At 66.8% G+C, this 24305-nt stretch carries 24 protein-coding genes, 1 tRNA gene and 1 pseudogene; 13 read left to right on the top strand and 13 right to left on the bottom strand.

Translation table 11 applies throughout. The annotated features are described in order from the left end of the window. The 3 genes and pseudogenes from ASF18_RS22665 to ASF18_RS22655 all read right to left on the bottom strand — a co-directional run. The coding region (locus ASF18_RS22665; RefSeq protein WP_200917682.1) for a hypothetical protein at nucleotides 1-442 on the bottom strand (442 nt) is incomplete at its 3' end. 440 nt (nucleotides 443-882) lie between these two features. Further along, nucleotides 883-1784: pseudogene (locus ASF18_RS22660) on the bottom strand (IS630 family transposase). 705 nt (nucleotides 1785-2489) lie between these two features. Then, nucleotides 2490-2564: transfer RNA gene (locus ASF18_RS22655), tRNA-Gln, on the bottom strand. A gap of 100 nt (nucleotides 2565-2664) precedes the next feature. Between ASF18_RS22655 and ASF18_RS22650 the strand changes: the two genes are divergently transcribed. The 3 genes from ASF18_RS22650 (at nucleotide 2665) to ASF18_RS22640 (ending at nucleotide 6171) form a co-directional block, all read left to right on the top strand. Beyond that, complete coding sequence (locus tag ASF18_RS22650) at nucleotides 2665-3417, top strand: SDR family oxidoreductase (RefSeq protein WP_056355599.1); 753 nt, start codon at nucleotides 2665-2667, stop codon at nucleotides 3415-3417. Between the two features lie 102 nt (nucleotides 3418-3519). Then, nucleotides 3520-5139: a peptide chain release factor 3 gene (locus ASF18_RS22645; protein WP_056355596.1), complete on the top strand. Its 1620-nt coding sequence runs from the start codon at nucleotides 3520-3522 to the stop codon at nucleotides 5137-5139. 240 nt (nucleotides 5140-5379) lie between these two features. Continuing rightward, entirely contained in the window at nucleotides 5380-6171 is a 792-nt protein-coding gene (locus ASF18_RS22640; RefSeq protein WP_056355594.1) for a DUF2189 domain-containing protein, read from the top strand. Nucleotides 6172-6186: 15 nt separating this feature from the next. On the opposite strand, the gene ASF18_RS22635 is transcribed toward ASF18_RS22640, so the two are convergent. Continuing rightward, nucleotides 6187-6639, bottom strand: coding sequence for a response regulator (locus ASF18_RS22635; protein ID WP_056215936.1), 453 nt, complete (start codon nucleotides 6637-6639; stop codon nucleotides 6187-6189). 55 nt (nucleotides 6640-6694) lie between these two features. After that, nucleotides 6695-7162: a BLUF domain-containing protein gene (locus ASF18_RS22630; protein WP_056274034.1), complete on the bottom strand. Its 468-nt coding sequence runs from the start codon at nucleotides 7160-7162 to the stop codon at nucleotides 6695-6697. Between the two features lie 252 nt (nucleotides 7163-7414). On the opposite strand from ASF18_RS22630, the gene ASF18_RS22625 reads away from it, so the two are divergent. The 4 genes from ASF18_RS22625 (at nucleotide 7415) to ASF18_RS22610 (ending at nucleotide 12997) form a co-directional block, all read left to right on the top strand. Beyond that, nucleotides 7415-8809 (top strand): flagellar hook-basal body complex protein, encoded by a 1395-nt coding sequence (locus ASF18_RS22625; RefSeq protein WP_056355591.1) that lies wholly within the window; start codon nucleotides 7415-7417, stop codon nucleotides 8807-8809. A 46-nt stretch (nucleotides 8810-8855) separates the two neighbouring features. Then, complete coding sequence (gene flgK / locus ASF18_RS22620; RefSeq protein ID WP_056355588.1) at nucleotides 8856-10733, top strand: flagellar hook-associated protein FlgK; 1878 nt, start codon at nucleotides 8856-8858, stop codon at nucleotides 10731-10733. Nucleotides 10734-10789: 56 nt separating this feature from the next. Then, nucleotides 10790-12604, top strand: a complete 1815-nt coding sequence (locus tag ASF18_RS22615; RefSeq protein ID WP_056355585.1) for a hypothetical protein — start codon at nucleotides 10790-10792, stop codon at nucleotides 12602-12604. A 69-nt stretch (nucleotides 12605-12673) separates the two neighbouring features. Beyond that, nucleotides 12674-12997, top strand: coding sequence for a hypothetical protein (locus ASF18_RS22610; protein WP_156650105.1), 324 nt, complete (start codon nucleotides 12674-12676; stop codon nucleotides 12995-12997). A 40-nt stretch (nucleotides 12998-13037) separates the two neighbouring features. On the opposite strand, the gene ASF18_RS22605 is transcribed toward ASF18_RS22610, so the two are convergent. The 3 genes from ASF18_RS22605 to ASF18_RS22595 are packed head-to-tail and all read right to left on the bottom strand — an operon-like array spanning nucleotide 13038 to nucleotide 15006. Next, complete coding sequence (locus ASF18_RS22605) at nucleotides 13038-13526, bottom strand: hypothetical protein (RefSeq protein WP_056355607.1); 489 nt, start codon at nucleotides 13524-13526, stop codon at nucleotides 13038-13040. Beyond that, nucleotides 13510-13887: a rod-binding protein gene (locus ASF18_RS22600; RefSeq protein WP_056215917.1), complete on the bottom strand. Its 378-nt coding sequence runs from the start codon at nucleotides 13885-13887 to the stop codon at nucleotides 13510-13512. The genes ASF18_RS22605 and ASF18_RS22600 overlap by 17 nt, the downstream gene beginning before the upstream one ends. Nucleotides 13888-13932: 45 nt before the next feature. Beyond that, the gene (locus tag ASF18_RS22595; protein WP_244472818.1) at nucleotides 13933-15006 is read right to left on the bottom strand and encodes a flagellar basal body P-ring protein FlgI; all 1074 of its coding nucleotides are present in this window, start codon (nucleotides 15004-15006) and stop codon (nucleotides 13933-13935) included. Between the two features lie 307 nt (nucleotides 15007-15313). Here ASF18_RS22595 and ASF18_RS22590 point away from each other — a divergent pair, with 307 nt between their 5' ends. Further along, a complete protein-coding gene (locus ASF18_RS22590) occupies nucleotides 15314-15739 on the top strand; it encodes a flagellar assembly protein FliX (protein WP_056355578.1) in 426 nt (141 codons plus the stop codon). 22 nt (nucleotides 15740-15761) lie between these two features. On the opposite strand, the gene ASF18_RS22585 is transcribed toward ASF18_RS22590, so the two are convergent. Next, on the bottom strand, nucleotides 15762-16304 hold the full coding sequence (locus tag ASF18_RS22585) for a ferritin-like domain-containing protein (RefSeq protein WP_056274049.1): 543 nt from the start codon (nucleotides 16302-16304) through the stop codon (nucleotides 15762-15764). Nucleotides 16305-16889: 585 nt separating this feature from the next. Here ASF18_RS22585 and dksA point away from each other — a divergent pair. Continuing rightward, nucleotides 16890-17309 (top strand): RNA polymerase-binding protein DksA, encoded by a 420-nt coding sequence (dksA, locus tag ASF18_RS22580; RefSeq protein WP_055951344.1) that lies wholly within the window; start codon nucleotides 16890-16892, stop codon nucleotides 17307-17309. 69 nt (nucleotides 17310-17378) lie between these two features. Here dksA and flgH read toward each other — a convergent pair whose 3' ends face one another. From flgH to flgF, 4 genes are read right to left on the bottom strand one after another with little or no spacing between them, the layout of a single operon-like run. Further along, the gene (gene flgH, locus ASF18_RS22575; protein ID WP_056215907.1) at nucleotides 17379-18125 is read right to left on the bottom strand and encodes a flagellar basal body L-ring protein FlgH; all 747 of its coding nucleotides are present in this window, start codon (nucleotides 18123-18125) and stop codon (nucleotides 17379-17381) included. Nucleotides 18126-18172: 47 nt separating this feature from the next. Then, a complete protein-coding gene (gene flgA, locus ASF18_RS22570; protein ID WP_056355574.1) occupies nucleotides 18173-19237 on the bottom strand; it encodes a flagellar basal body P-ring formation chaperone FlgA in 1065 nt (354 codons plus the stop codon). A gap of 14 nt (nucleotides 19238-19251) precedes the next feature. After that, nucleotides 19252-20043 (bottom strand): flagellar basal-body rod protein FlgG, encoded by a 792-nt coding sequence (flgG, locus tag ASF18_RS22565; protein WP_055951334.1) that lies wholly within the window; start codon nucleotides 20041-20043, stop codon nucleotides 19252-19254. Between the two features lie 12 nt (nucleotides 20044-20055). Beyond that, a complete protein-coding gene (flgF, locus tag ASF18_RS22560; RefSeq protein WP_056215900.1) occupies nucleotides 20056-20796 on the bottom strand; it encodes a flagellar basal-body rod protein FlgF in 741 nt (246 codons plus the stop codon). A 285-nt stretch (nucleotides 20797-21081) separates the two neighbouring features. Here flgF and fliL point away from each other — a divergent pair, with 285 nt between their 5' ends. Genes fliL through ASF18_RS22540 form a run of 4 tightly spaced genes read left to right on the top strand, consistent with a single transcriptional unit; the run spans nucleotide 21082 to nucleotide 24196 of the window. Further along, entirely contained in the window at nucleotides 21082-21585 is a 504-nt protein-coding gene (gene fliL / locus ASF18_RS22555) for a flagellar basal body-associated protein FliL (protein WP_056355571.1), read from the top strand. Between the two features lie 51 nt (nucleotides 21586-21636). Continuing rightward, nucleotides 21637-22854, top strand: a complete 1218-nt coding sequence (gene fliM, locus ASF18_RS22550; protein WP_056215891.1) for a flagellar motor switch protein FliM — start codon at nucleotides 21637-21639, stop codon at nucleotides 22852-22854. A gap of 11 nt (nucleotides 22855-22865) precedes the next feature. Next, entirely contained in the window at nucleotides 22866-23384 is a 519-nt protein-coding gene (locus tag ASF18_RS22545) for a DUF6468 domain-containing protein (RefSeq protein WP_056355568.1), read from the top strand. Then, nucleotides 23381-24196: a hypothetical protein gene (locus ASF18_RS22540; RefSeq protein ID WP_056355566.1), complete on the top strand. Its 816-nt coding sequence runs from the start codon at nucleotides 23381-23383 to the stop codon at nucleotides 24194-24196. The genes ASF18_RS22545 and ASF18_RS22540 overlap by 4 nt, the downstream gene beginning before the upstream one ends. The last annotated feature ends 109 nt before the right edge of the window (nucleotides 24197-24305 follow it).

The following is a 24305-nucleotide window of genomic DNA, read 5'->3' as shown; positions in this document are numbered from 1 at the left end:
GCAGCGTGACGCGGCCAGTGCCGAGCGTGACCGAGATCCCGCCTGTGGTCGTGGTCGTGGTCGTGGTCGTGGTCGTGGTCGTGGTCGGGAAGGTGGCCGATCCACTCGGCGCGGTGGCGCCGTCGCTGAGGGTGACCTTGAGGTCCATCCCGTCGCGCAGGGTCAGATAGGCGTAGCTGGAGGTGGCGTTGGTGAGGCGCACCTCCTCGAAGCCGGAGAACTGGGCCAGGTTTGCCAAATCGAAGCCGCCCGAACCGGTGAGCGCGAGCACGTCGTAGCCAGCGCCACCATCCAGCTGGTCGCCACCGGTGTAGGTCGAGGTCGTGCCGTTGTAGACGTGAGTGCCAGCGTTCAGTGTTGCGGAGGTAGCCTGAACGATCTGGTCGTTGTCCAGCGGCAACACCGTATCCTGACCCGTCGTCAGAACAGTCATGCTGGACATACGTGCTCTCCGGAAGCGTTCGGTCGATCTCAAGGCGGCGCGTCGCGATCACCGTCAGCGCTCTTTGGGAGTACCCGGACAGGTTGTCGAGCGGCAAAAAGGCGGACAGTGCCGAAGATTTCATTTACCAAGCGATAGATGTTCAAAAGCCACGAATCGCACCCGCCTCCTCCTCGATAGGCAGGAAATTAATACAAGTTAAGATATGTCGGCCGGCCTGCGCGAACCTCCTTGGACAGCCTTTTGGTGCGTCCGCATGATGAGCGTCTTGCAAATGGTCTCTAGAAATTCTGACAATTTATATTGGCTTAAATAACGATCAAGAATAATGTATACTATATTATATCTGTTACTATGCCACAAGAATTCTAGTGGTCTGAGTTAGAAGTTCTCTGGCAGAAACGTCCGACGCTGGCGAGGATCGCATCAGCGGGTTTGGTTCAGACGAAGGGCTTTGGATCGGCGTTGGCTTGGTCGATGTAGGCGTGGATCGCAGCTTCGGGATCGGTGGTCTGTTGGAAGGCACCACGCTGCAGACGTCGACGGGTCAGAAGGGCAAACCAGTACTCGACGACATTGAGCCATGATGCGGACGTCGGCGTGAAATGAAGGTGCCAACGCGGACGCTTCACGAGCCAGTCGTGGATCAGCTTGGTTTTGTGGGTGGCCGCGTTATCGAGCACGAGGTGCGCGTCGAGGTCGTTTAGCACGGCCGCCTCGATCTGAACAAGGAAGGTGCGGAACTCGACCGAACGATGCCGGCCTGTGCATTGGCCGAGTACCGTCCCGGCCTGGACGTCGAGGGCAGCGAACAGACCGGTCGTACCCTGGCGACGATAACTGTGAGTTCGGCGCTCCAGCTGGCCGGGCCGCATCGGCAGCACGGGGCCGTGCCCTTCAGCGCTTGGATCTGCTGCGTCTCGTCGACGCACAGCACCACGGCACGATGCGGCGGAGCAAGGTACAGGCCAACGATGTCCCGGACCTTGTCGACGAAGGCCGGATCGGTCGAGAGCTTGAAGGTGTCGGCCTTGTGCGGCTGGAGCCCGAAGGCGCGCCAGACCCGCAAGACCATGCTTTGGCTCATGCCCACCCGCTGAGCCATAGCGCGGGTCGACCAGTGGCTGGCGTTCGCCGGCTGGCTTTCCAGCGTGAGGGTGACCAACCCTTCGATGGCCGTGTCCGCGACGGCACGTGACGTACCGGAGCGGGGCAGGTCGACGAGGCCGTCGAGGCGATGAGCAAGGAAGCGGGCACGCCACGTCGTGACGCTCATCCGGCTGACGCCGAGATCACGGGTAACACCACTGTTGGTCGATCCCGGCTCGGCGCAGGCCAGCACGATCCGTGCGAGTTGAGCCAAGGCCTAGCCGACGTTGCAGCGACGGTCGAATCCGGCGAGGCGCGTTCGCTCGTCCTCGCTCAGATGGAGAGGAGCAGGTTGGGGACCACGAGCCATCGGTCACCTCCGTGCGGGCATCCCCCACACGTAGGTGCAAGCTCAAAATCTGCAACTGAACTTCTAACTCAGACCACTAGATAAATCTAAACTACAAAAATTTAGATCGTAACGTTTAGATAACCGACTCAGAAGCTCGAACGAGACACTTCGCAAGCTTCTCATTCCGGCCAGGGTCGACGGCTGAGGCCAAAAGACGTTTTCGCAGAACGAACCCATTCCGGAGAGGCGGGCTGCCGCCAGCGGCTAACGCATGAATGGTCTATCAGCTTGACTGAGAGCATCGATATTGAAGTTGATCTTCATCGGTGCGGAGCCCAACGAAAAAGCTCGCAACCCGGAACTCGATACGGAGCGCCTATAGAAGTCGTCAAAACTTGATGGCGGCAGGTGATATTCGCGAAGCTCTTTCGCTACGCGCCAACCATATCGTGCGAAAGGCCCGCTTAATCGACCGATGCCTTTCGGGAGGAACGATGATCAGCTCAAGGCACTAAGCCTGACGGTGGCTGTGCAGCACGATCCGCATCACCATCTCTCAATATAGAGAGAGTGCTCTCGGAATAATGTTGATTCCGACGAAATGATTGGCTGGGGCGCCAGGATTCGAACCTGGGAATGGCGGTACCAAAAACCGCTGCCTTACCACTTGGCGACGCCCCATCGCGCTCGGCGGAGAGGTGTCTAGACGCAGTATCGGGTGCTGGCAACAGGGGGAGGGGACGCTTATGGCTCTCGCGGGTTCAGCGGGAGGCGTTGGGACATGAGCGGGCGGATCGCGGTGGTGACGGGGGCAGGGTCGGGGATCGGACGGAGCGTGGCCCTGGCGCTGGCCGCGGCGGGCTATGATCTCGCCCTGGCCGGGCGGCGCGTGGCGCCCCTGGAGGCGGTGGCCGGAACGGCGCGGGCGGCCGGCGTCGCTGCGGAGGTGGTGGAAACGGACGTGGCGGACGCAGATTCGGTGGCGCGACTGTTCGCCCGGGTGGGCGAGCGGTTCGGGCGGCTCGACCTCCTCTTCAACAATGCCGGGGTGTTCACGCCCGCGGCGGCGATCGACACGGTCGCCCTCGACGACTGGCGACGCTCGGTCGACGTGAACCTCACCGGTGCGTTCCTGTGCACGCAAGGTGCCTTCCGGATGATGAAGGCGCAGGATCCGCGGGGCGGGCGCATCATCAACAACGGCTCCATCGCCGCGCAGGCGCCGCGGCCGCATTCGGCGCCCTACGCGGCCACCAAGCATGCGATCACCGGCCTGACCAAGGCGACGGCCCTGGACGGACGCCCCTACGACATCGCCTGCGGGCAGATCGACGTCGGCAATGCCGAGACGGAGATGACGGCGGGCATCGCCAAGGGCGCCCGGCAGGCGGATGGCAGTATCCGCCCGGAGCCGGTCATGGATGTGCGGCATGTCGCCGACGCCGTGGTCTACATGGCGGGCCTGCCGCTCTCGGCCAACGTCCCGTTCCTCACCGTGATGGCCACCGCCATGCCCTATCTCGGACGCGGCTGAGTTTTGCGCATCGCGTCCGAAACGCCTACAGAACACCCCTTCGTCGCTTATCCGTCGCGAATGCAGTGCCGCCCACGGCGGACCCGGAAATTTTTGCCCGCCATGCTGATGCCGTCTGAGATCAAGCCGCCGGAGGCGAAGGCCGACCCCGTCGCCCGCCGCCGCACCTTCGCGATCATCTCGCACCCGGATGCCGGCAAGACCACGCTCACCGAGAAGCTGCTGCTGTTCGGCGGCGCGATCCAGCTCGCCGGCGAGGTCAAGGCCAAGCGCAACCGGGTCTCGACCCGCTCGGACTGGATGGGCATCGAGAAGGAGCGCGGCATCTCCGTCGTCACCTCGGTGATGACCTTCGAATACGGCGACTGCGTCTTCAACCTCCTCGACACCCCCGGCCACGAGGACTTCTCCGAGGACACCTACCGCACCCTGACGGCGGTCGATTCGGCCGTGATGGTGATCGATGCCGCCAAGGGCATCGAGGCGCGCACCCGCAAGCTGTTCGAAGTCTGCCGCCTGCGCGACATCCCCATCGTCACCTTCATCAACAAACTCGATCGCGAGGCGCGCGACCCCTTCGAGCTCCTCGACGAGATCGAGAAGGTGCTCGCCCTCGACGTGGCGCCGGTGACCTGGCCGATCGGTCGCGGGCGAAGCTTCGCCGGCACCTACGACCTCGGCAACGGCCGGGTGCGCCGCCTCGACGCGGCGGACGATGCCGGGACTGTGTCGGTGACGGGCGTCGACGATCCGCTCTTCGACCAGCTGCTGACCGAGGACGGTGAGGCCGCGACCTGGCGGGAGGAGGCGGAGCTCGCCGAAACCGGACTGAAGCGCTTCGACCTCGCGGCGTTCCGCGAGGGCCACCTGACGCCGGTGTTCTTCGGCTCGGCCCTGCGCAATTTCGGGGTGCGCGACCTGATCGACGGGCTTGCCCGCTTCGCACCGCCACCGCGCGGCCAGGATGCCGACAAGCGCCTCGTAGAGCCGACCGAACCGAAGATGACGGGCTTCGTGTTCAAGATCCAGGCGAACATGGATCCGAACCACCGCGATCGCATCGCCTTCATGCGGGTCTGCTCGGGGCGCCTGAACCGGGGCATGAAGGCCAAGCTGGTGCGCACCGGCAAGCCGATGTCGCTCTCGGCCCCCCAATTCTTCTTCGCCCAGGACCGGGCCATCGCCGACGAGGCCTTCGCCGGCGACGTCGTCGGCATCCCGAACCACGGAACCCTGCGCATCGGGGACACCCTGACGGAGGGCGAGGAGATCGTCTTCCGCGGCGTGCCGAGCTTCGCACCCGAGATCCTGCGCCGGATCAAGCTCACCGACGCCATGAAGGCCAAGAAGCTGAAGGAGGCGCTGCAGCAGATGGGCGAGGAAGGCGTCGTGCAGGTCTTCCGCCCGCATGACGGCTCCCAGGCTATCGTCGGCGTCGTGGGCGCCCTGCAGCTTGACGTGCTGAAGGAGCGTCTCCAGGCGGAGTACGGCTTGCCGATCGACTACGAGCCGACCCGGTTCTCGATCTGCCGCTGGATCACCGCCGAGAAGGAGCCCGAACTCGACAAGTTCATCGGCAGCCACGGCTCCGCCATGGCGAGCGACCTCGATGGGGCCCCGGTCTTCATGGCCACGACGGCCTTCTCCCTGCGCTACGAGGAGGAGCGCGCCCCGGAGGTCCGCTTCAGCGACATCAAGGACTATCAGAAGCGCGCGGCCTGACACAGGCCGCCCAGCGCCAAGCTTTCACGCCGCGGCAGACAGTATCCGAAAATCTTCGCTCACATATCCGCGCGGCTGAAGACAAGACCGCCGAAAGGGATTAGCGTCGAGGGTAGTCGCTCTCGGCGCAAGCACGCACGGGCATGCGCGGCGGGATTGGGTCCGGAAGGGCTTTTGTCTTGCCGAGACGGGCTCGGACGCCGACGTCGTGGGCATCCTCCCTGCGTGAGGGCTTGAGCCATGACGACCCTTCCGGTTCACGATCTCGGCCACAGCATGGCCCGCCCGGTGGTGAATGCCATCGACGGGCACGACCTCTCGATGGCGCTGCGCCGCGGCGTCGACGATTTCCTGGCGATGCCGACCCACGCCCTCTTCATCGGGCTGATTTATCCCCTCGTCGGCATCGTGCTGGCCACCGCCGCCTTCGGCACCGAGGTCCTGCCCCTGGTCTTTCCCCTGGCGGCGGGTTTCGCCCTGATCGGCCCCTTCGCGGCGATCGGCCTCTACGAACTGAGCCGCCGCCGCGAGAAGGGCCTGTCCACCGACTGGGCCTACGCCTTCGCCAACCTGACACGTCCGGCTGCGGGCGCCCTCGCCGGGCTCGGACTGCTGCTGGTGGTGGTCTTCGCCTGCTGGCTGGTGGCGGCGCAGGGGATCTACTGGGCGCTCTACGGAACGAGCGTACCGGATACGATCTTTGCCTTCGCCCAGGACGTGCTCAGCACCCCGAGGGGCTGGGCCCTGATCGTCATCGGCAACCTGGTCGGCTTTGCATTCTCCCTCGTGGTCCTCGCGCTCAGCGTGGTCTCGGTGCCGATGCTCGTGGACCGGGACGTGGACATGCTGACGGCAATCGAAACCTCGCTCGCCGCCTTCCGGCGCAATCCGCGGACCCTGACGGCCTGGGGCTTCATCGTGGCCGGCTTGCTCATCCTCGGGTCGCTGCCGCTCTTCGTCGGCCTCGCGGTGGTGATGCCGATTCTCGGTCATGCGACCTGGCACCTCTACAGGCGGGTCATCCCCGCCTGAGACCGGGGGTCGGCCTCAGAACTTTCCCAACATCGGGAAGTCGATGCTCAGGGCCGATTCGGTGGCCAGCGGCGCCTCGCGCCGGCGCGGCTTGCGATTGATGACCTGCTTCAGCTTGGCCTTCAGCACCGACATGTCGAAGGGCTTGAGGATGAAGGCATCGGCGCCCGCCTGGTGGGCGAGGTTGATGTCCTCGAAGTCGAACGAGGCTTCCGTCAGCAGGAACGGCGTGTTCATCAGGGCGTCGTCCGCCCGGATCTCCCGCAGGAACGAGAGGCCGTCCATCGGCTCCATGTCGAGATCGGAGATCACGAGCGCGTAGCGGCGCTCCCGCATGCGCTCGAGGGCCGTGACCGCATCGGTCACGCCCTCGACATCGGGAAAGCCAAGCCGATTCATCAGAAGGATGACCAGCTTGAGCAACTTCTCCTGGTCATCGACGATGAGGATCGCGGGCGTATCGCTCATGGAATTTCACGGGTTTGAGGACGGGGCGACGACGGCGCGCCACGCAACCGCAGCATCAGACGAAAAGGTGGTCGATACCCTGCTTCGTCATCGACTCCGCCTGAAGAGTCGCTGCGAGGGCATGGATCGCGATGCCCTTCGGCGTTCCGCGCTGGAACATCGGGAGCAGGTTGGCCTTCTGGAAGATCGCGTCGTTGACCGGACTCCGGATGCCCGTGGTGAAGGAGTTCACGAACTCACGTTTCAGGATCTCGCGCCATTCCACGATCTGCACGTCACGATGCCGCGAATCGTTGCTGATGCGGGCAAAGGTCTCGCTCACCGAAGCCCGTTCGCCCTCGATGACCTGCGCAGCGAAGTTCTGCTCAATGAGCAGGAAGCTGGTGATCACCGAGAATTCGTTCTTCTTCTGCGCCTGCCGCGTGATCTCGCCGATCTGCCGGGTGCGCGTCGCCGCGTCCGCCGCGAGGTTGAGTCGCGAGAAGTAGATCAGATGGACGAGGGTCGACCGTTTGGCTCTCATGATTTCGATCCACCACCTTGTTCCGGCGACCTTAGACGAGATGACGATAACGGCACGTAAACGACCTCGCCTGCGACCGTTGACCCGGCAAAAGCTGCCGATGGGACGAAGCAAAGTACGATTCCTGCCGGGTACCGGTCACGGATATCCACGAATAATCAACGACTTGCCCATGGCATGCCGATTGCTCGATGAGGCTGAAGCCGTGCGGGAACGCGCCGGCACTGCCACCGTGACGCAAGGTTTTCGGCCATGGATGTCTTCACCGCAATGCAGACGGCCGTTTCCGGCCTCAAGGCGCAGGCGTTCTCGCTCGACAACATCTCGGGCAACATCGCGAATTCCCAGACGACCGGATTCAAGCGGGTCGATACGAGCTTCGTCGACCTAGTCGCCGAGCAGCAGACGCCGAGCCGGCAGGTCGCCGGATCGGTCGCGGCGAATTCTCGCCAGACCACGACGGTGCAGGGCAACCTGAACGCCACCGACATCGGCACGAACATGGCGTTGAACGGGGAGGGCTTCTTCGCCGTGGCCACCAAGTCCGGCGACGCCAACGGCCAGTCAAACTTCGCGACCGGCGATTCCTATACGCGACGCGGCGACTTCGCTCTGGACAAGGACGGGTACCTCGTCAACGGCGGGGGCGCCTATCTCAAGGGCAGCAGCCTAGACCCGCTGACCGGACAAGCTACTGGAGAAGGACCGATTAGGGTCTCGAATTCGATCATACCGGCGCACGCCACCACAACGATCACCTACTCGGCCAACCTGCCCAAGACGCCAGCGACATCCGCCGCGGACGCCAACAAGCCGAACTCGGAACTCATCGGCGATTCCGCGTGGAGAGCGAGTTCGACGGGCGCGCAGGTCAAAATCTCCGATCCGGCAGACATACAGAAATTCGTTGCAACCAGCATCGCTGGGCCGGCACTCACCGCCTACACGCCGAGCGGTGGACCAGTCGGCATCCAGATGCGGTGGGCGAAAGTTCAGAACGGCGCAGCGGCCAACGGGGCGACCCCGGCGACCAACGATGTCTGGAATCTGTACTATGCCGACAAGAGCACCGTGTCGGATTCCGGAACGTCCTGGGTCAATGCCGGTACGGATTTCCAGTTCAACAGCAGCGGTCAGCTGATTTCGCCAGCCTCCAACGCGGTGACCATTCCTGCTCTCACGGTCGGCGACGTTAATCTGGGCAACATTCAGCTCAATTACGGCAGCGGCGGCCTGACGGCCTACACCTCGGCCGGCGGCACCGTGACGACAAATACCCAGACTCAGGACGGCTACACCTCTGGGACACTCACCGGCCTCAGCATCACCACCGACGGCAAGGTCTCCGGTAGCTACAGCAACGGCAACACCATCGCGCTGGCGAACATCAAGGTGGTGCAGTTCACCAACTCGGACGGCCTGAAGGCGAATTCGAACGGCACCTATCAGCAAACCCTCGAGTCCGGCACGGCCCTCGTCGGACTGAACGGAACCACCGTCGTCGGCAGCAACGTGGAGCAGTCGAATACCGACATTGCGGGCGAGTTTTCTAAGATGATCGTAACCCAACAGGCGTATTCCGCCAATACGAAGGTTATCTCGACCGCCCAGGACATGATGTCCGCGTTGATCAACATCATCCGCTGAGGACGCCTGACACCGGACGCGATCCGACACCGAGGGGAGGGGCTTCGTGAGCTTCAATGCCATCAACACCGCCTCCGCCGGGCTGAAGGCGACCCAGGCCGCGATCGGGGTCGTCTCGCAGAACATCGCCAATGTCGGCACGGTCGGGTACACGAAGCGCACCCTCGACACCGTCTCGACGGGCGTTGGCAATTCCGGCGTCTCGGTCGGCACGATCGGCCGGGCCCTCGATGCGGCCTCCCTCCGGCAACTGCGCATGGAGACCTCGGGCGCCGCCTATACCGGCTCCCTCTCCGCGGTTCGGACGCAGCTCGATCAGCTCTACGGGACCCCCGGCGCGTCCACGGCCCTGGACGGCGTGATGAACGACTTCGCCCAGTCGCTGCAAGCCCTCGCCAGCGATCCGACCTCCGCACCGGCCCGTGCCACGGTCGTCACAAAGGCCGCGAACCTCGCCTCCACCATCGGCACGATCGCGCAGGGCGTCCAGGACCTGCGCTCGGCGACCGAGAGCCAGCTCGGCAGCGACACGGCGAAGGCGAGTGCGTACCTCGCCTCCATCGCCAAGCTGAACACGCAGATCACGGGCACCACCGACGAGGGAGCCCGCGCCAGCCTGCTCGACCAGCGCGACCAGGCCGTGACCGGCCTGTCCGCTTTCCTGGACATCCAGACCGTCGATCAGCGGGACGGCACCCTGACGGTCATCACCACGTCGGGCATGACCCTCGTCGATCGTGGCGCCGCGGCGATCCTGAGCTTCGACGGACGCGGCACGCTCTCGCCCGACTCGGAATACACGGACAACGCGGCGACCCGGGGGGTCGGAACGATCACCGCGACGACGCCCGGCGGCTCAAAGATCGACCTGATCGCCACCCAGGCGATTCGCTCCGGCTCGCTCGCCGCCGGGATCGAGCTGCGCGACACGGTCCTGCCGCAGGCGCAGCGCCAGCTCGATGAACTGGCGGCTGGGATCTCGCGCTCCCTGTCGGATCGCAGCGCGGTGGGCACCCCGCCCACCGACGGGACGACGGGGGCCTTGGATATCGACCTCGCCGGACTGAAGGCCGGTAATGCCGTGACGGTGAGCGTGCGCGATGCCGCCGGCACACAGCGCAACCTCGTCCTCCTCCCCTACACCTCGGACTCTGAGCCGAAAATCGATCGCGCGGATATCAACGACCCGACGGCATCGATCCTTCCGATCAAGCTGACGGGGACCAATGCCGGGCTGCGCGACGCCATCCAGACGGCCCTCGGGGCGAGCTTCAGCGTCACCAGCCAGCCGAGCGCCGACACCGGCGGCCTGCGCATCCGCTCGGATCCATCGAGTGGGGCGCCGACGCTCCTCGGCGTCAGCGCCAGCGTCACGCAGCTGAAGGACCCGGACGATTTCCAGAGCGGCGCCGCTCAGATTCCGCTCTTCGTCGACGGAAACAAGAAGGGCACGCTGTACACCGGCTCCTTTGACGGAGGCTCGCAGCTGACGGGTTTCGCGCAGCGGATCAGCGTGAACCAGGCGGTGGTCAGCAACACCGCCAACCTCGTGACCCTCTCGTCCAAGACCCTGGCGTCGGATGCGTCGCGGCCCCAGTACCTGTACCAGGCCCTCACCGGCGCGAGCCGGACCTTCGCGGCGGCCAGCGGAATCGGCGGCGTCGCGGCGCCCTACACCGCGAGCGTCCAGGATTTCGCCCAGCGGATCATCGACGCCCAAGGGGCGGGAGCGGCCTCCGCGCAGGACCTCGACGAGGGGCAGGGCATCGCGCTGGCGACCGCCCAGTCCCGCGTCGCCTCCGTCTCCGGCGTGAGCATCGACGAGGAGATGTCGAAGCTCGTGCAGCTCCAGACCGCCTACAGCGCCAATGCGCGGGTGCTCACCGCCGCCCGCGACCTCCTCGACACCCTCCTGCGGATCTGAGGCCGAGCCCCCATGTGCCGAGCCCGACCGAGACCCCGCCCACTTCCGAGGCACCGATGAGCATCGCTCCGTTCAATGCCAGCACCTATCTGGGCGACCGCAACACGGCCAACCTCGTCGGCCTGAAGAGTCGCCTCGATACGCTGACGAACCAGCTCTCCAGCGGCAAGGTCGGCACGACCTATGGCAGCCTCGGCACGGGGCGGACGACCAGCCTGAGCGCGCACGCGGCCCTCAGCGCCCTCGACGGCTACGACGCGGTGATCACGAACGCAACGACCCGTGTCACCCTCGCCAACGCGAGCGTGACGCAGATCAACACCCTCGGCGACGGGATGCGGCGCTCGCTGACCGCGAGCAACAGCTCGACGATCGCCAACACACCGCAGGTCGCGCGCAACAGCCTCGATGCGGCGGTGGATGCCCTGAACGTCGATCTCGCAGGACAATACATCTTCGGCGGCCGCGCCACCGACTCGCCCCCGGTCGCCGCCACCGACACGATGCTGAACGGCGACGTCGCCAAGGGCCTCGCCGGCCTGAAGACCCTGATATCGGAGCAGAAGACCGCGGACCTCGGTCTGCCGACCGGATCTGGCCGGGTCAGTAGTTCCGTGACCGGGACGCCGGCCAACACCGTGACGATCAGCGAGGACGGGACCGGGGCCGCCGGAACCGAGACGCGGGCCAATTTCGGTTTTCGGCTCCTCTCGGCGACGAGCTCCAACGCGACGGCGATCTCCGCGAGCGAAACCACCGATGCAACAGCTCCGCCTGTGACGTTCACCCTGGCGAAGCCGCCGGCCGACGGCGATCGCCTTCGGATCGCGATCAATCAGCCGGACGGGACGCAGAGCTTCGTCGATCTCACCGCGAAGGCGTCCTCGTCGGCGGGTGCGACAGACACCATCCCGGTCTTCGCCACGGCGGCCGAGGCGCAGACCTACCTCAACACTCGCTTCGCAACCTCGCCGGTCGCGAGCATCCAGGCCCCCACCGATCTCGGTGTGCAAGCCAATTTCGGAACCGGCACGCCGGCGTCGCTGACGCTCGGCGTCAATGGAACACCCGTCGCGGGCGACACCGTGACGGTCAGCGTTGCCATGCGCGACGGCACGACCCAGACCCTGACCCTGACGGCCAGCCCCAATGCCGATCCGACCTCCACCACCGAGTTCTCCCTGGCAGGCGGCCCACAAGCTGTCGCGAACAGTCTCTCGCAGGCCGTCACCAATGCCCTGAAGGGTGCGGCTTCCACCAGCCTCGCGGCGAGCTCGGCGTCCCGAGCGGCACAGGATTTCTTCGCCGGGTCGCAATCCGCCGGCCTCGCACCGCGGCGCATCAGCACCGACGGCAACGGCTACGCCGAAGCGGCCAGCACCAAGACCGTGATCTGGTACACGGGCGACGACACCTCATCGGATCCACGCGCCACGGCCACGGCGCAGATCGGGGCGAACCGGGTCCTGAACATCGGCGTGCAGGCGAACGAAGCTCCGATCCGGAAGGTGCTCGCCGGTCTCGCCATGATCGCTGCCGATGCGGGAACGACGGCCGTCAGCGGGACGCCGGAGGCCCAACGCTTCAGCGCGCTCGCCGACCACGCCGGCACCCTGCTCGTCTCGAACAACACCACGGGGGGCGTTCCGGGCATCGCCAGCGGTCTCGGCCTCGCCGCCAGCACCCTCTCGGACACGAAGACGGAAAACCGGACCAACCGCAACGCCCTTCAGGGCTCGCTCGACGGCGTCGAGAACATCTCGGCGGAGGACGTGACGGCGCAGCTCCTGCAGTTGCAGACGCAGCTCCAGGCGAGCTACCAGGTCACCTCGATGCTCTCGAAGCTGAACTTAGTGAACTATCTCAGCTGAGATCGGCGAGTTGGTCCGGCGGCCGGGATGGCTTAACCCAGGGGCCGGAGCGAATGCGGGAGCCCGGTCATGACCCCCAGGATGCCTGCCGTGCTGGCCATGGCGATGCTGATCGTGCCCGGCCTCTCGGTGGGAGCCGGCGCGGCGGAGCGTCTCCGACCACAGGTTCAGGGGGAGAAACGTCTGCCCTGCCCGAAACAGGGTGAGGGCTTCGTGCGCGTACCCGGCTCACCCACCTGCATCCGCCTCAGCGGCCGCGCCGTCGGTGGCATCGACGTCGGCAGCCACGGCGCCGCGCCAGTCACGGCGGGGCAGCTCTCGATCGACACCCGCAGCGACTCCGAGTTCGGGCCGGTGCGTGCCTTCGTCCGCATGGGTCACGGGCGTCCCTGACGCGCCCCGCGGACAGGCGTCCCGCCGCGCGTCCTGATATTCAGAGGCTGCGCGACAGCACCAGCGGCTGGCTTCTGGCGACCCCGCTGCGGCCGTAGGGGGAGGGCCCCTGGGACGGGCGGCCATAGACGGTGGGCGTGCGGGTGCGCCCGATCTCGTCCGCCAGGGTCTTCACGAGGCCTTCCGACACGGTTCGAGCCGTCGCCAGCACGGCCTGGTTGGTCTCCAGGACTTGGGTGAAGCGGGCATGGGCCGCCTTGAGGGTGGCGATCCCCTCCGGCGCGAAGCGCGCGAGGGCGATGGCGTTGGCCTTCGTCGCCTCAAGGCCCTGGAAATAGGCGGCCGCCAAAGCCGACTTGCGCTCGTTCTCGGCGAGGCCCTCCCGCAGGCGGCCGACGCGGATGTGGTCGCTCTCGCGGGCGAGCACGCACTCAAGCGCTTCGAGGCTCGCGATCACCCCGGCGACCAGGGCCGTCGCCCCGGCCCGGTCCGACACGCGGGGCGCCGGAACGTCAGCTGACCTTTGCACCGGCACCCTCCTGCATCTTCATCATCTCGCGGAACACCTGGTCGGCAATACCGACGCCACCGCTCTTCACGATCTGGCCGGCGTATTCCTTGGTGAGCATCGACCGGTAGACGCCACCCCCGGTGCCGTTGTCGCCGAGCGGACCGTCGGTGCCCTCGGATTGCGACAGGCGGTCGAGGGACTGCTCCAGGAACATCGATTCGAAGTCGGTCGAGGCCTTCTTGGCCTTGGCCTCGGCGGCCGACTTCGCGGTGCTACCGGCGCTCCCGCCGACCGCGCTCTGAACGGTCTTGGCGATGTCGCCGACGATGGCCTTGCCGACCCCGAGGGCGGCACTGGCGGCGAGGGGCGCGAACAGCATGGGTTCAGGTCTCCGGCTGGAGTTGGGAGAGGGCGGCGAGAGGCATCACATCACCTCGATATCGGCCTGGAGGGCGCCCGCGGCCTTGATCGCCTGCAGGATCGAGATGAGGTCGCGAGGACCGACGCCCAGGGCGTTGAGGCCGTCGACGAGTTCGCGCAGGGTCACGCCCTCCTTGACCAGGGCGAGCTTGTTGCCGTCGCCCGTGTCGACCTTGACGCCGGTGCGCGGCACCACCGTGGTGGTGCCGTTGGAGAGGGGAGCAGGCTGGCTCACCTGCGGCTGTTCGGTGATGGTGACGGTGAGGTTGCCCTGTGCGATCGCCACGGTGGAGACCCGCACGTCGCGGCCCATCACGATGATGCCCGAACGCTCGTCGACGACGACCCGGGCGGTCTGGTCGGGCTCGACCTTCAGCTGCTCGATCTCGGTCACGAGCCGGATCATGTTGCCGGTGTAGCGGGCAGGGATCTGCAGGGTCACTGTGGCTGGATCGGTGGGTTCGGCGGTATCGGCGCCCATGAAGTCGTTGATCGCCGCGGCGATGCGCTTCGAGGTAGTGAAGTCGGGATTGCGCAGGGACAGGCGCAGCGAGCGCATGTCGTTCATCTTGAACGCCATCTCGCGCTCGATCATCGCGCCGTTCGGCACCCGCCCGTTCGTGGGAACGCCGCGGGTGATCTTGGCGGCGTCGCCTTCGGCCGAGAAGCCCGCGATGGCCACCGAGCCCTGCGCCAGGGCGTAGACCTCGCCGTCGGCGCCCAGCAACGGCGTGACTAGAAGCGTGCCGCCCTGGAGGGACTTGGCGTCGCCGAGGGAGGAAACGGTGATGTCGATGCGGTTGCCCTGGGTGGCGAAGGGCGGCAGGCTCGCGGTCACCATCACGGCCGCGAGGTTCTGCGTGCGCATGGTGGCTCCGCGGGTGTTCACGCCGAGGCGCTCCAGCATCGCCTGGAGGGACTGCTTCGTGAACGGGATGTTGTTCAGGGTGTCGCCGGTGCCGTTGAGCCCGACCACGATGCCGTAGCCCACGAGCTGATTCTGGCGCACGCCCTCCACGCTGGCGAGGTCCTTGACCCGCGACAGGGCGAGGGCGGGGACCGCCTGGCCGACCAGCATCGCCCACCCTGCCAGAAGGCAGAGGGCGAAGCGCCGGATTCGGGTGGGGCCGTTCGGAGTGTCGGTCATGGCGCACTTTGCGACGGGAAGGTCCTGTCCAGTCTGCCAGGACCATGCCAACCGAACGCTTGTGCCAAAGCTTTGTTTTTGAACGATATTCTCTGGCAATACCGGCGCCGGCCGGGCAAAGGTCCCGGACGCTTCATGCCGACCCGGCACGTTCTGCCGGGTCATTTACGACCGGTTAACCACGCTTGCCGGATTCTGCCGGCGCCGGGCGGACCATCGCCCCGATCGGTCTCACCTCATGCGCGTCGACACCCGCTTCGTCACTGCCAGCACCGGCCCGAGCGCGGCACCGCGCCGGAGCGAAGGCGCGCCCGCCTTCGCCGTCGCCAGCCCGGCAACGAACGCGGGCGGGCCGGGCACCACCGCCGCGGCATCGCTCGCCGGTCTCGATGCCATCCTCACGCTTCAGAGCAACACCGATACGCCGGAGGAGCGCCGGCGCCGGTCGGCCCAGCGCGGCAACGACCTGCTCGATGGGCTCGACCGGCTGAAAGCCTCCCTGATCATGGGCCGCGTCTCGACGCGCGACCTGCAGGCCATCGCGGCCCGCCTGTCGGAGCGCGGCGGCACCAGCGGCGACCCCCGTCTCGATGGATTGATCGCCGAGATCGAGCTGCGGGCCGCGGTCGAACTCGCCAAGCTGTCCGCCGCCCGCGCCGCCTGAGGCGCGGGGGCCGGAGCCGACCTCAGGCCTTCGTCTTCTTGGCGCGCGGCGTGTCGTCCGATCCGGCGGCGACTTCGCTGCCCTCGGTGTTGATCCGCTCGGCGATCTGGCTCAGCAGGGCGTCGGTCTTCTTCTCCTCCTCGAGGGTCTGTTCCAGGAGCTTGGCGGCATCCTCGTAGCCAAGCTGGCGTGCCCAGGTCTTCAGGGTGCCGTAGCGGGCGATCTCGTAATGCTCGACGGCCTGGGCACAGGCAGCCAGCACCGCATCGGCGGCTGGGCTATCGCCGAAATCCTCGAGATCCTCCTCCATCTCGGAGGTAATGCCCTGCATCGCCTCGCAGGTCTTGGCGCGGGCCGGCTTGCCAATGATCTCGAAGACCTGCTGGAGCCGCTCCACCTGCTCGGCACTCTCCTCCGCGTGAGTCTCGAACGCGCTGCGAAGCTCCGCGTGCTCGGCCGCCTTGGCCGACTTCTTCAGGGCTCGGACGGATTGCTTCTCGGCGTAGTAGACGTCCTTGAGGGTCTCGTAGAACGCGTCGTGCAGGGTTTTGGCCTTGGCTGCCATGGGGCGATCTCCGAAGTCGTGACGGTGGAAAAGGATGCGATCACCAGCGGAGTCAGGGCCGAGAAACCGGAAGGGTCCCGCAAGCGTCGCCATGGGAGAACCACACCCACCGAGGCCAGTTCCCCTGGGATTCTACTTCAATTTCTCTGTTTACCTGCAGTGTCTTAGGATAGAATTGCTCGGTAGCACCGGAAATTATCGTTTCCTTGAGGACACCTTTCTAGCCTTGAGAACGAGAGGAGCCAGCAATAGCTTTGCGCATGCGCCCCTGCGACCCCGACGGGACGGCGTCGCCCGCGTTCTCCGCCGGACCGCCCCGGCCTGTCGGCGGGTGCAGGTCAGCTCCTGATCCCTCGCCACAGAGACCTGCATTTTAACGCAGGACAGATTCTAGGTGACAAAGCGCAGCCGCTGTTGCAACGCACAGCCTCCAGTGGCGTGTTTGCAGCCTTTGCGTGTTTGCCGCAGCGCGCAAAACATCCGAGAGGATTGCGGTGTGCGGTAATCACGATGCGTTGTCGTGGCCTGCACCCTGCATTATAGCCACGCAAAACGATCGCCGCGGACCGGCTGCAAGAGGCGCGAATGGCGAAGGTCACGATTGAGGACGGGTACGTACCGAGTGAGAGCGAGCCGTTCATGAATGATCGGCAGCGGGAGTATTTCCGTCGCAAACTGCTCGGCTGGAAGTCCGATATTCTACGTGAGGCCCAAGATACGCTGGTCGCATTACAGACCGAGAACGAAAATCATCCCGATTTGGCGGATCGTGCCTCGTCCGAGACGGACCGGGCCATCGAGTTGCGAGCGCGAGACCGGCAACGCAAGCTCACCGGCAAGATCGACGCCGCCCTAGCGCGGCTGGAGGACGGTTCCTACGGCTATTGCGAGGAGACCGGCGAGCCGATCTCGCTGAAGCGCCTGGATGCCCGCCCCATCGCGACGCTGTCGCTCGAGGCGCAGGAGCGTCACGAGCGACGCGAGCGCGTCTACCGGGACGACTGAGCGGGCTGGTCGCGGGCGGACCGCGATCCAAACCGTTCTCCGAGAGGGACGAACGGGCTCCGACGGGGCTCAGAACGGCAGGAGCACGTCGACCAGCTGCTGACCGTAGCGCGGCTGCTGCACATCGGTGATCTGGCCGCGTCCGCCATAGGCGATCCGGGCCTGGGCGATCTTGCTCGAATCGATGGTGTTGTCGGACTCGATGTCCTCGGGCCGGACCACGCCCGCGACGATGAGTTCGCGGACCTCGAAGTTGATGCGGATCTCCTGCTTGCCCTCCACCACGAGGTTTCCATTGGGCAGGACCTGCGTGACGATGGCCGCGACGCTGGTGGTGACGGTCTCGTTGCGCTGAACCGAACCGGCACCGTCGCTCGATGTGGTCGAGGTGGCGTTGATGAGCTTGTCGGGGCTGATCCCGGCCGCCGTCACCCCCTTGCTGCTCTCTAGGCCGAAGGCGTTGGGCAGGCCGAAACCCTCGGCGTTCGAGCGCGAGCGCTTGGTCTCGTTATTCAGGTTCGCCTTATCGGTGACATTGACCTTCACGGTGACGAGATCGCCGATTCGGGCGGCCCGCTGGTCCTTGAAGAAGGCGCGCGAGCCTGTCCGCCACAGGGAGTTCGGAGCGTACGAGACCGGCTGGACCTCCGGCATCGGCAGGCGCACCGGTTTGTAGCCGGCCTGGGCGGTCGGGTCCTCGATGGCCGAGAGGGCTGGCGTCGCACCGATCTGGGACAGTCGGTCCGCAGTGTTGCAGGCGCCGAGGGTCGTGCAGAGGAGCGCGACGGCGAGGGCTGGAGAGACGCGGTGGGTCATCGGGACCGAACCTTTGGCAAACCGAAAGGGGACGCGGACGGGGCGGCTCAGCGCTGAAGCGCGGGACCGTCGAGGGCGGCGCTGGCCTGGCGCACCAGGGGCGCGGGCCCGACGGAGACGCGGCCGGGTCCGATCACGGTGGCGGACAGGATCTTCTTCGAGACCGGGTTGGTGACCGTGATCATGGCGCCGAGGCGGCCACCCTCGTTGGCCAGTCCCCGGAGGGAAAGATTGAGACCGGGGGAATCGAAGAGGATCGTGACGGCCTCGCCCCGGGCCACGAGGTCGGGCGGCGCGAGGTCGCCCGAGCGCAGGATCGCACCGGCACCGAGGCTGCGCTGCGCCACCTGTCCGGCGAGATCGCCGAGGGACCCCTGCGCGTCCGACGGTGTCGCTTCGCGCGGACGGCGCTCGAGGGTCAGGTCGGCCGCGTTGATCGTCTCGCCGCGATTGAGGCTGCGCCCCAGGACGGCGACCTCCCGGATCTCCATGACCTGGCCGGAGACCCGGAGGGATGCCTGGCGCTCGCCCAGGGTGATCAGGCCGGCGATCCGGCGCGAGCGCGGATCGTAGCTGAGGTCGAGGGCGACGGCCTGACCGTTCAGGTCCAGGGGCGCCAGAAGGGTCGGGGACTCGCCATCGAGGCGGATGGCGAGGTTGCGCGGATCGACGCCGTAGCCGGATTCCAGGGCGCGCTTCAGGGCGGCCTCGATCTCCGGCTGCGTCACCCGGCGGGCGGCGCGCTGGACCGAAACCTGGACCCGGCCGCCGGTCTCCACCGGGCCGAGCCCGAGACCGGCCACCGCATCGGCGATGCGACGCGCCTGGATCGTGCCGGTGGCGCCAAGGGCCGGCGCCCGGAACAGCGGACGCTGCGCCGTCTCCGCAGAGGCCCCCTCGACGAGGTCGCCGAGGGTGAGGACGTCGCCGCGGGCGGTGACGTCGCCGCGCAAGCGCAGGCTCACCCCGGCGGGGCGGGCCTCCTGGGCCAGGACCTGGAAGGTGAGGACGGAGAAGGCCAGGACGGCTAGGAGGGTGCGCCCGACGATGGCGACGCTCAGGGTCGAGACCCGGATCGGGCGGCGGGGGGGGATCTGTCTGAGGGCATGCATGGTCAGGACCTCGATCAGCTGCGGAACATCTGGGAGGTGGTCGAGAGCATCTGGTCGGCGGCGGTCACCACCTTCGAGTTCATCTCGTAGGCGCGCTGTGCCGCGATCAGCGACGAGATCTCGGTGACGGCGTTGACGTTCGCCTCCTCGAGATAGCTCTGCTGCAGGTTGCCGAACCCTTCCGAGCCCGGCAGACCGTTGATCGCCGGACCGGACCCGGCGGTCTCGATGAACAGGTTGTCTCCGATCGATTCGAGGCCGACCTTGTTGACGAAGCGGGCGAGCTGGAACTGGCCCAGGGCCTGCGGCGCGGTCTGCCCCGGGACGGTGGCCTGGACCGCTCCCTGGGCGCTGATCGTCACCGACGTGGCGTTGTTCGGCACCGTCACCCCGGGATCGACGAGGTAGCCGTCGCGGGTGACGAGCTGCCCCTGGGCCGAGAGGTCGAACGAGCCGTCGCGGGTGTAGGCCGTGCGCCCGTCCGGCAGCGTCACCCGGAACAGGCCTTCGCCGCGAATGGCGACGTCGTATTCCTTCTCGGTGCTCGTCAGCGTCCCCTGCGACATCACCCGGGCGGTCGACGTCGTCTTCACGCCCGAGCCGATGGCGAGGCCTGCGGGCAGCTGCGTGTTCTGGTCGGAGGTCGAGGAGCCCGCCCGGCGCAGGTTCTGGTAGAGCAGATCCTGGAAATGCGGCTGCTGGCGCTTGTAGCCGGTGGTGCGCAGGTTCGCGATGTTGTTCGAGATGACCTGGACGTTGAGTTCCTGGGCCGCCATGCCGGTGGCGGCGGCGTAGAGGGCGCGCATCTGCTGAGATCCTTACGCGACGTCGGCGAGACGGCGGATCGCCGTGCCGCGCAGATCGTCGAGGCGCGAGATCACGCCCGAGACCATGGTGTAGGTGCGGTTCACGTCCATGAGCCGGGTCATCTCGATGACGGGCTTCACGTTCGAGCGCTCCAGGGCGCCGGCCTCCACCCGGCCGGCGAGGCCGGCGGCCTGGGGCTGTGCCGCGGAGGCGTAGAGATTCGCGCCCTCGTTGGTCAGCGCCTGGGGATTGGCGAAGGTGACGAGGCGGACGCGGCCGCGGATGCCGAGGTTGGTCGAGACCGTGCCGTCCGGGCCGATCGACACGCCGGTCTCCTGCTGGCCGATCTGGATCGGCCCCGCCTCGCCTTGCACCGGGTACCCGTCGCTGGTGACCAGCGTCCCCTGGGCGTCGGTCTCGAACGCGCCGTTGCGGGTGTAGCGATCGCCATTCGGGGTGCGCACCACCAGGAAGGCCTCGCCGCGCACCGCCACGTGGAGGGGATTTCCGGTCTGCTCGATGGGTCCTTGGGCGAGGTCCAGGGCAGTGCCCTGGTCGATCACGTAGGAGACGCGGCGGTCCGGCCTCTGAAAGGAATCCGCGCTCGCCACCGGCATCAGGTATTCCTGGAACCGGCTGTTGCGCCCCTTGAAGCCGTTGGTGGAGATGTTGGCCATGTTGTTGGCGATGACGTCCAGCTCGCGCTGGAGCGCGACCTGGCTCGAAACCCCCACGAACAATGCGTTCTGCATGACACTCTCAGCCCCGACGAGCGACGATGTCCCGACATCCGCATGGGCCGTGCCAGCTTAGGAGATCCGTATTCTATGAACATCGTCAATATCTTAAGTAGATATGGACGACCAGGCAGCGCCTGCCGTGTCCGACCGCGCGGCAAGTCCGACCCGGCAGCTTTTGCCGCCTTAACGACGCGTTAACCTTGCTGGCCCGATACCTCTGCGAGGGTCGACATCCGAGGGTGTCGATGTCGTCGAGCGGGTCCCGCTCGCCCCACCGCGCAGTCCCGAGGTCCAGCGATGGCCAAGAAGCCGAAGAAGGCCGCCACCGAGGGTGAGGAGGGCGCGGAGGGCGAGGCCCCGAAAGGCGGCAAGAAGAAGCTCATCATCATCGGCGCGGTGGTGCTGGCGCTGGTAGGTGGCGGCGGTTTCGTCTTCCTGAAGAAGAAGGCCGGCGACGGCCACGCCGAAGCGGCCGCCGAGGTGAAGAAGCCGGTCGTGTTCCTCGATGTCCGCGAGATGATGGTCAATCTCGCCAGCGAGCCGGGCCAGGACCGGACGCGCTTCGCCAAGATCAAGGTCGCGATCGAGCTCAAGGACGCCAAGGTCGAGGGCGAGGTGAAGCCCCTGATGCCGCGCATCGAGGACGCCTTCCAGGTCTACCTGCGCGAACTGCGTGCGAGCGACCTCGCCGGGTCGGCCGGCATCTACCGCCTGCGCGAGGAATTGCTGCGCCGGGTCAACGTCGCCATCCACCCGGCCCGGGCGGAGGCGGTCCTCTTCAAGGACGTGGTGATCCAGTAGGCGCGCGCCGCCGATTGGGATGGATGAAGTTTCGCAGGTGACGAGAGTCTGATGGCCGGACCGGAAGACGAGATCGACGAGGACGACTGGGCCGCAGCCCTCATCGCCCAGAACGGCGAGGGGGGCGAAGCCTCGCTCGCCGACGAGTGGGGCGCGGCACTCGCCGAACAGGGCACCACCACCCATGCCAGCGACGTCGCCGCCGAATGGGCGACGATGATCGAGGACGGGGAGACCGACAATCTCCCCGAACTCGCCGGCAACGACCGCATCTTGAACCAGGACGAGATCGACGGCGTCCTCGGCTTCTCCCTGCGCGAGCTCTCGGCCTCGGGGGCCGGCGGCGTGCGCGCCATCGTCGATTCGGGCGTCGTCCAGTACGAACGTCTGCCGATGCTGGAAATCGTCTTCGACCGGATGATCCGGTTGTTGTCGACCAGCCTGCGCAACTTCTTCCAGGACAACGTCGAGGTGACCCTCGACAACATCACCTCGGTGCGCTTCGGCGACTACCTGAACGCGATCCCGCTGCCGACCCTGCTCGGCGTCTTCCGGGCCGATGCCTGGGAGAATTCCGGCCTCGTCACGGTGGAATCCAATCTCGCCTACTCGACCCTCGACCTACTCCTCGGCGGCAAGCGCGGCGGCTCCTCGACCCGCCTCGACGGACGCCCCTTCACCACCATCGAAATGCAGCTCGTGCGGCGCCTGGTGGAGATCATCCTCACGGACCTCGAGCTCTCGTTCCAGCCGCTCTCGCCGGTGCGCTTCGCCATCGACCGGATCGAGACCAATCCACGCTTTGCGACCATCACCCGGCCCGCCAACGCCGCCATCCTGATCAGCCTCAAGCTCGACATGGATGGACGCGGCGGCCTGCTGCAGATCCTGTTCCCCTACGCCACCATCGAGCCGATCCGTGAACTGCTCATGCAGAGCTTCATGGGCGAGAAGCTCGGCCGCGACCACGTCTGGGAAAGCCACCTCGCCACGGAGATCTGGCAGGCCGACGCGACCATGGAGGCGGTGCTGCACGAGATGATGCTGCCGTTGAAGAAGGTGCTGTCGCTCAAGGTCGGCGATACGCTGATGTTCGACACCAAACCCTCGGACCTGATCGCGATCCGCTGCGGCGACTGGGCCCTGACCCAGGGCCGGATCGGCCGGATCGACGACAACATCGCGGTGCAGCTCACCCGGCCGCTGCGCCGGTCGCGCACCACGCTCCAGGCCTTCGAAGCCTCCATGAACAACCGCAACGACGGGTGACGCGACCAGCCATGAGCCTCCTCGTCACCCTCCTGGCCGATGGCCTCGTCGCCGTCCTGCTGGTCGCCAGCATCGTCTCCTCGATGCGCCTGAGCGGCCGCATCACCAAGCTCAAGGCCGACGAGGCGGCCCTGCGCCAGACCATCGGCGACCTCGTCATGGCGAGCTCCACCGCCGAACGGGCCATCGTCGGCCTGCGCGCCACCCTCGACGAGTGCGACCGGACCCTGGCCGACCGCCTCGGCACCGCCGAGCGCTACGCCACCGACCTCGCCGCCCACGTGGAGGCGGGTGAGACGGTGATCGCCCGCATCGCCTCCATCGTGGCCCAGGCCGCCCCGACCCGCGAGCTCGCGCGCACGGCGGCCCCGGCACCGGAGCCGCGTGACCTCGAGCGCGTGGTCCCGCCCGTCCGCGTCGCACCGCCCGCACCGTCGAGCCCCAACGGCGAGCGCCTCGGGGTCGCCGCCGCCGCCGCCCTGGCCATGTCCGAGCGCGCCCTCGGCCGCCTGCGGAGCAAGGCCGCGTGACGAAGCCGCCCCCCGGGAAACGGACCGGCAGCTCGGTCCGGTTCCGTCAGACGCGGCCACTGAAGCTGCGCCTGATCGATGCCGTGACCCTGGCGGCGGCCGGGCTCCTGGTGCTGAAGGTCGCGGCCATCGCGGTGGAGGAATCGAAGCCGCAACCGGGCGCGGCGATGCCGGAGTTCGCGCGCGTCCTCGCCAAGGCCCGCACGAATTACGAGCCCGCAGACCCGTCGACCACCGGCTCGGTGACGCCGAAGGAACCCGAGAAACCGGCTCCGGAGCCCGAGAAGCCGGCACCACGTCCACCGCCGCCGCCGGAGCCGATGCCGGCATCCGAGCGCGCCCTCCTCGAGCGCCTGGCCGCGCGGCGCGATACTCTCAAGCAGCGCAGCGAGGCCCTCGATCTGCGCGAGCAGCTGCTCGGCACCGCCGAGCGCAAGCTGGAAGAGGGCGTCGACACGCTCAAGCAGGGTGAGGACAAGGCCGAAGGAGGCGGCTCGCAGCGCGCCGAAGCCGAGCGGGCCGCGCTGAAGAATATCGTCACGATGTACGAGACGATGAAGCCGAAGGACGCCGCGCGGGTGTTCGACCGGCTGAGCCTCGACGTCCTCGTGCCGATCGTTCTGGCGATGAATCCCCGCAAGATGGCCGAGGTGCTGGCGCTGATGCAGTCGGAGCCCGCGGAGAAGCTCACCGTGGCCCTGGCCAATCGGGCGCGCGGGCAGGCCGGCGGCCCGGCCGCCACGGTCGCGGCCGGTCTCGGCCCGAACGAACTCCCGGCGATCGACGCACCGACGCCTCCGCCCCGGCGCTGACCACCCTGACGTTTGCAGGCGGTCATCCACTGGGTTGTCCGCGCCTCCATTGCGCGTTCGTCCGCGCCCGACTAGGGGCAGGCATCCCGAGCGGATGAAATCCCCACCG

The organism is Methylobacterium sp. Leaf89, assembly GCF_001422215.1.
Classification (GTDB): Bacteria; Pseudomonadota; Alphaproteobacteria; order Rhizobiales; family Beijerinckiaceae; genus Methylobacterium.
This window is presented reverse-complemented; position numbering and strand designations above follow the sequence as displayed.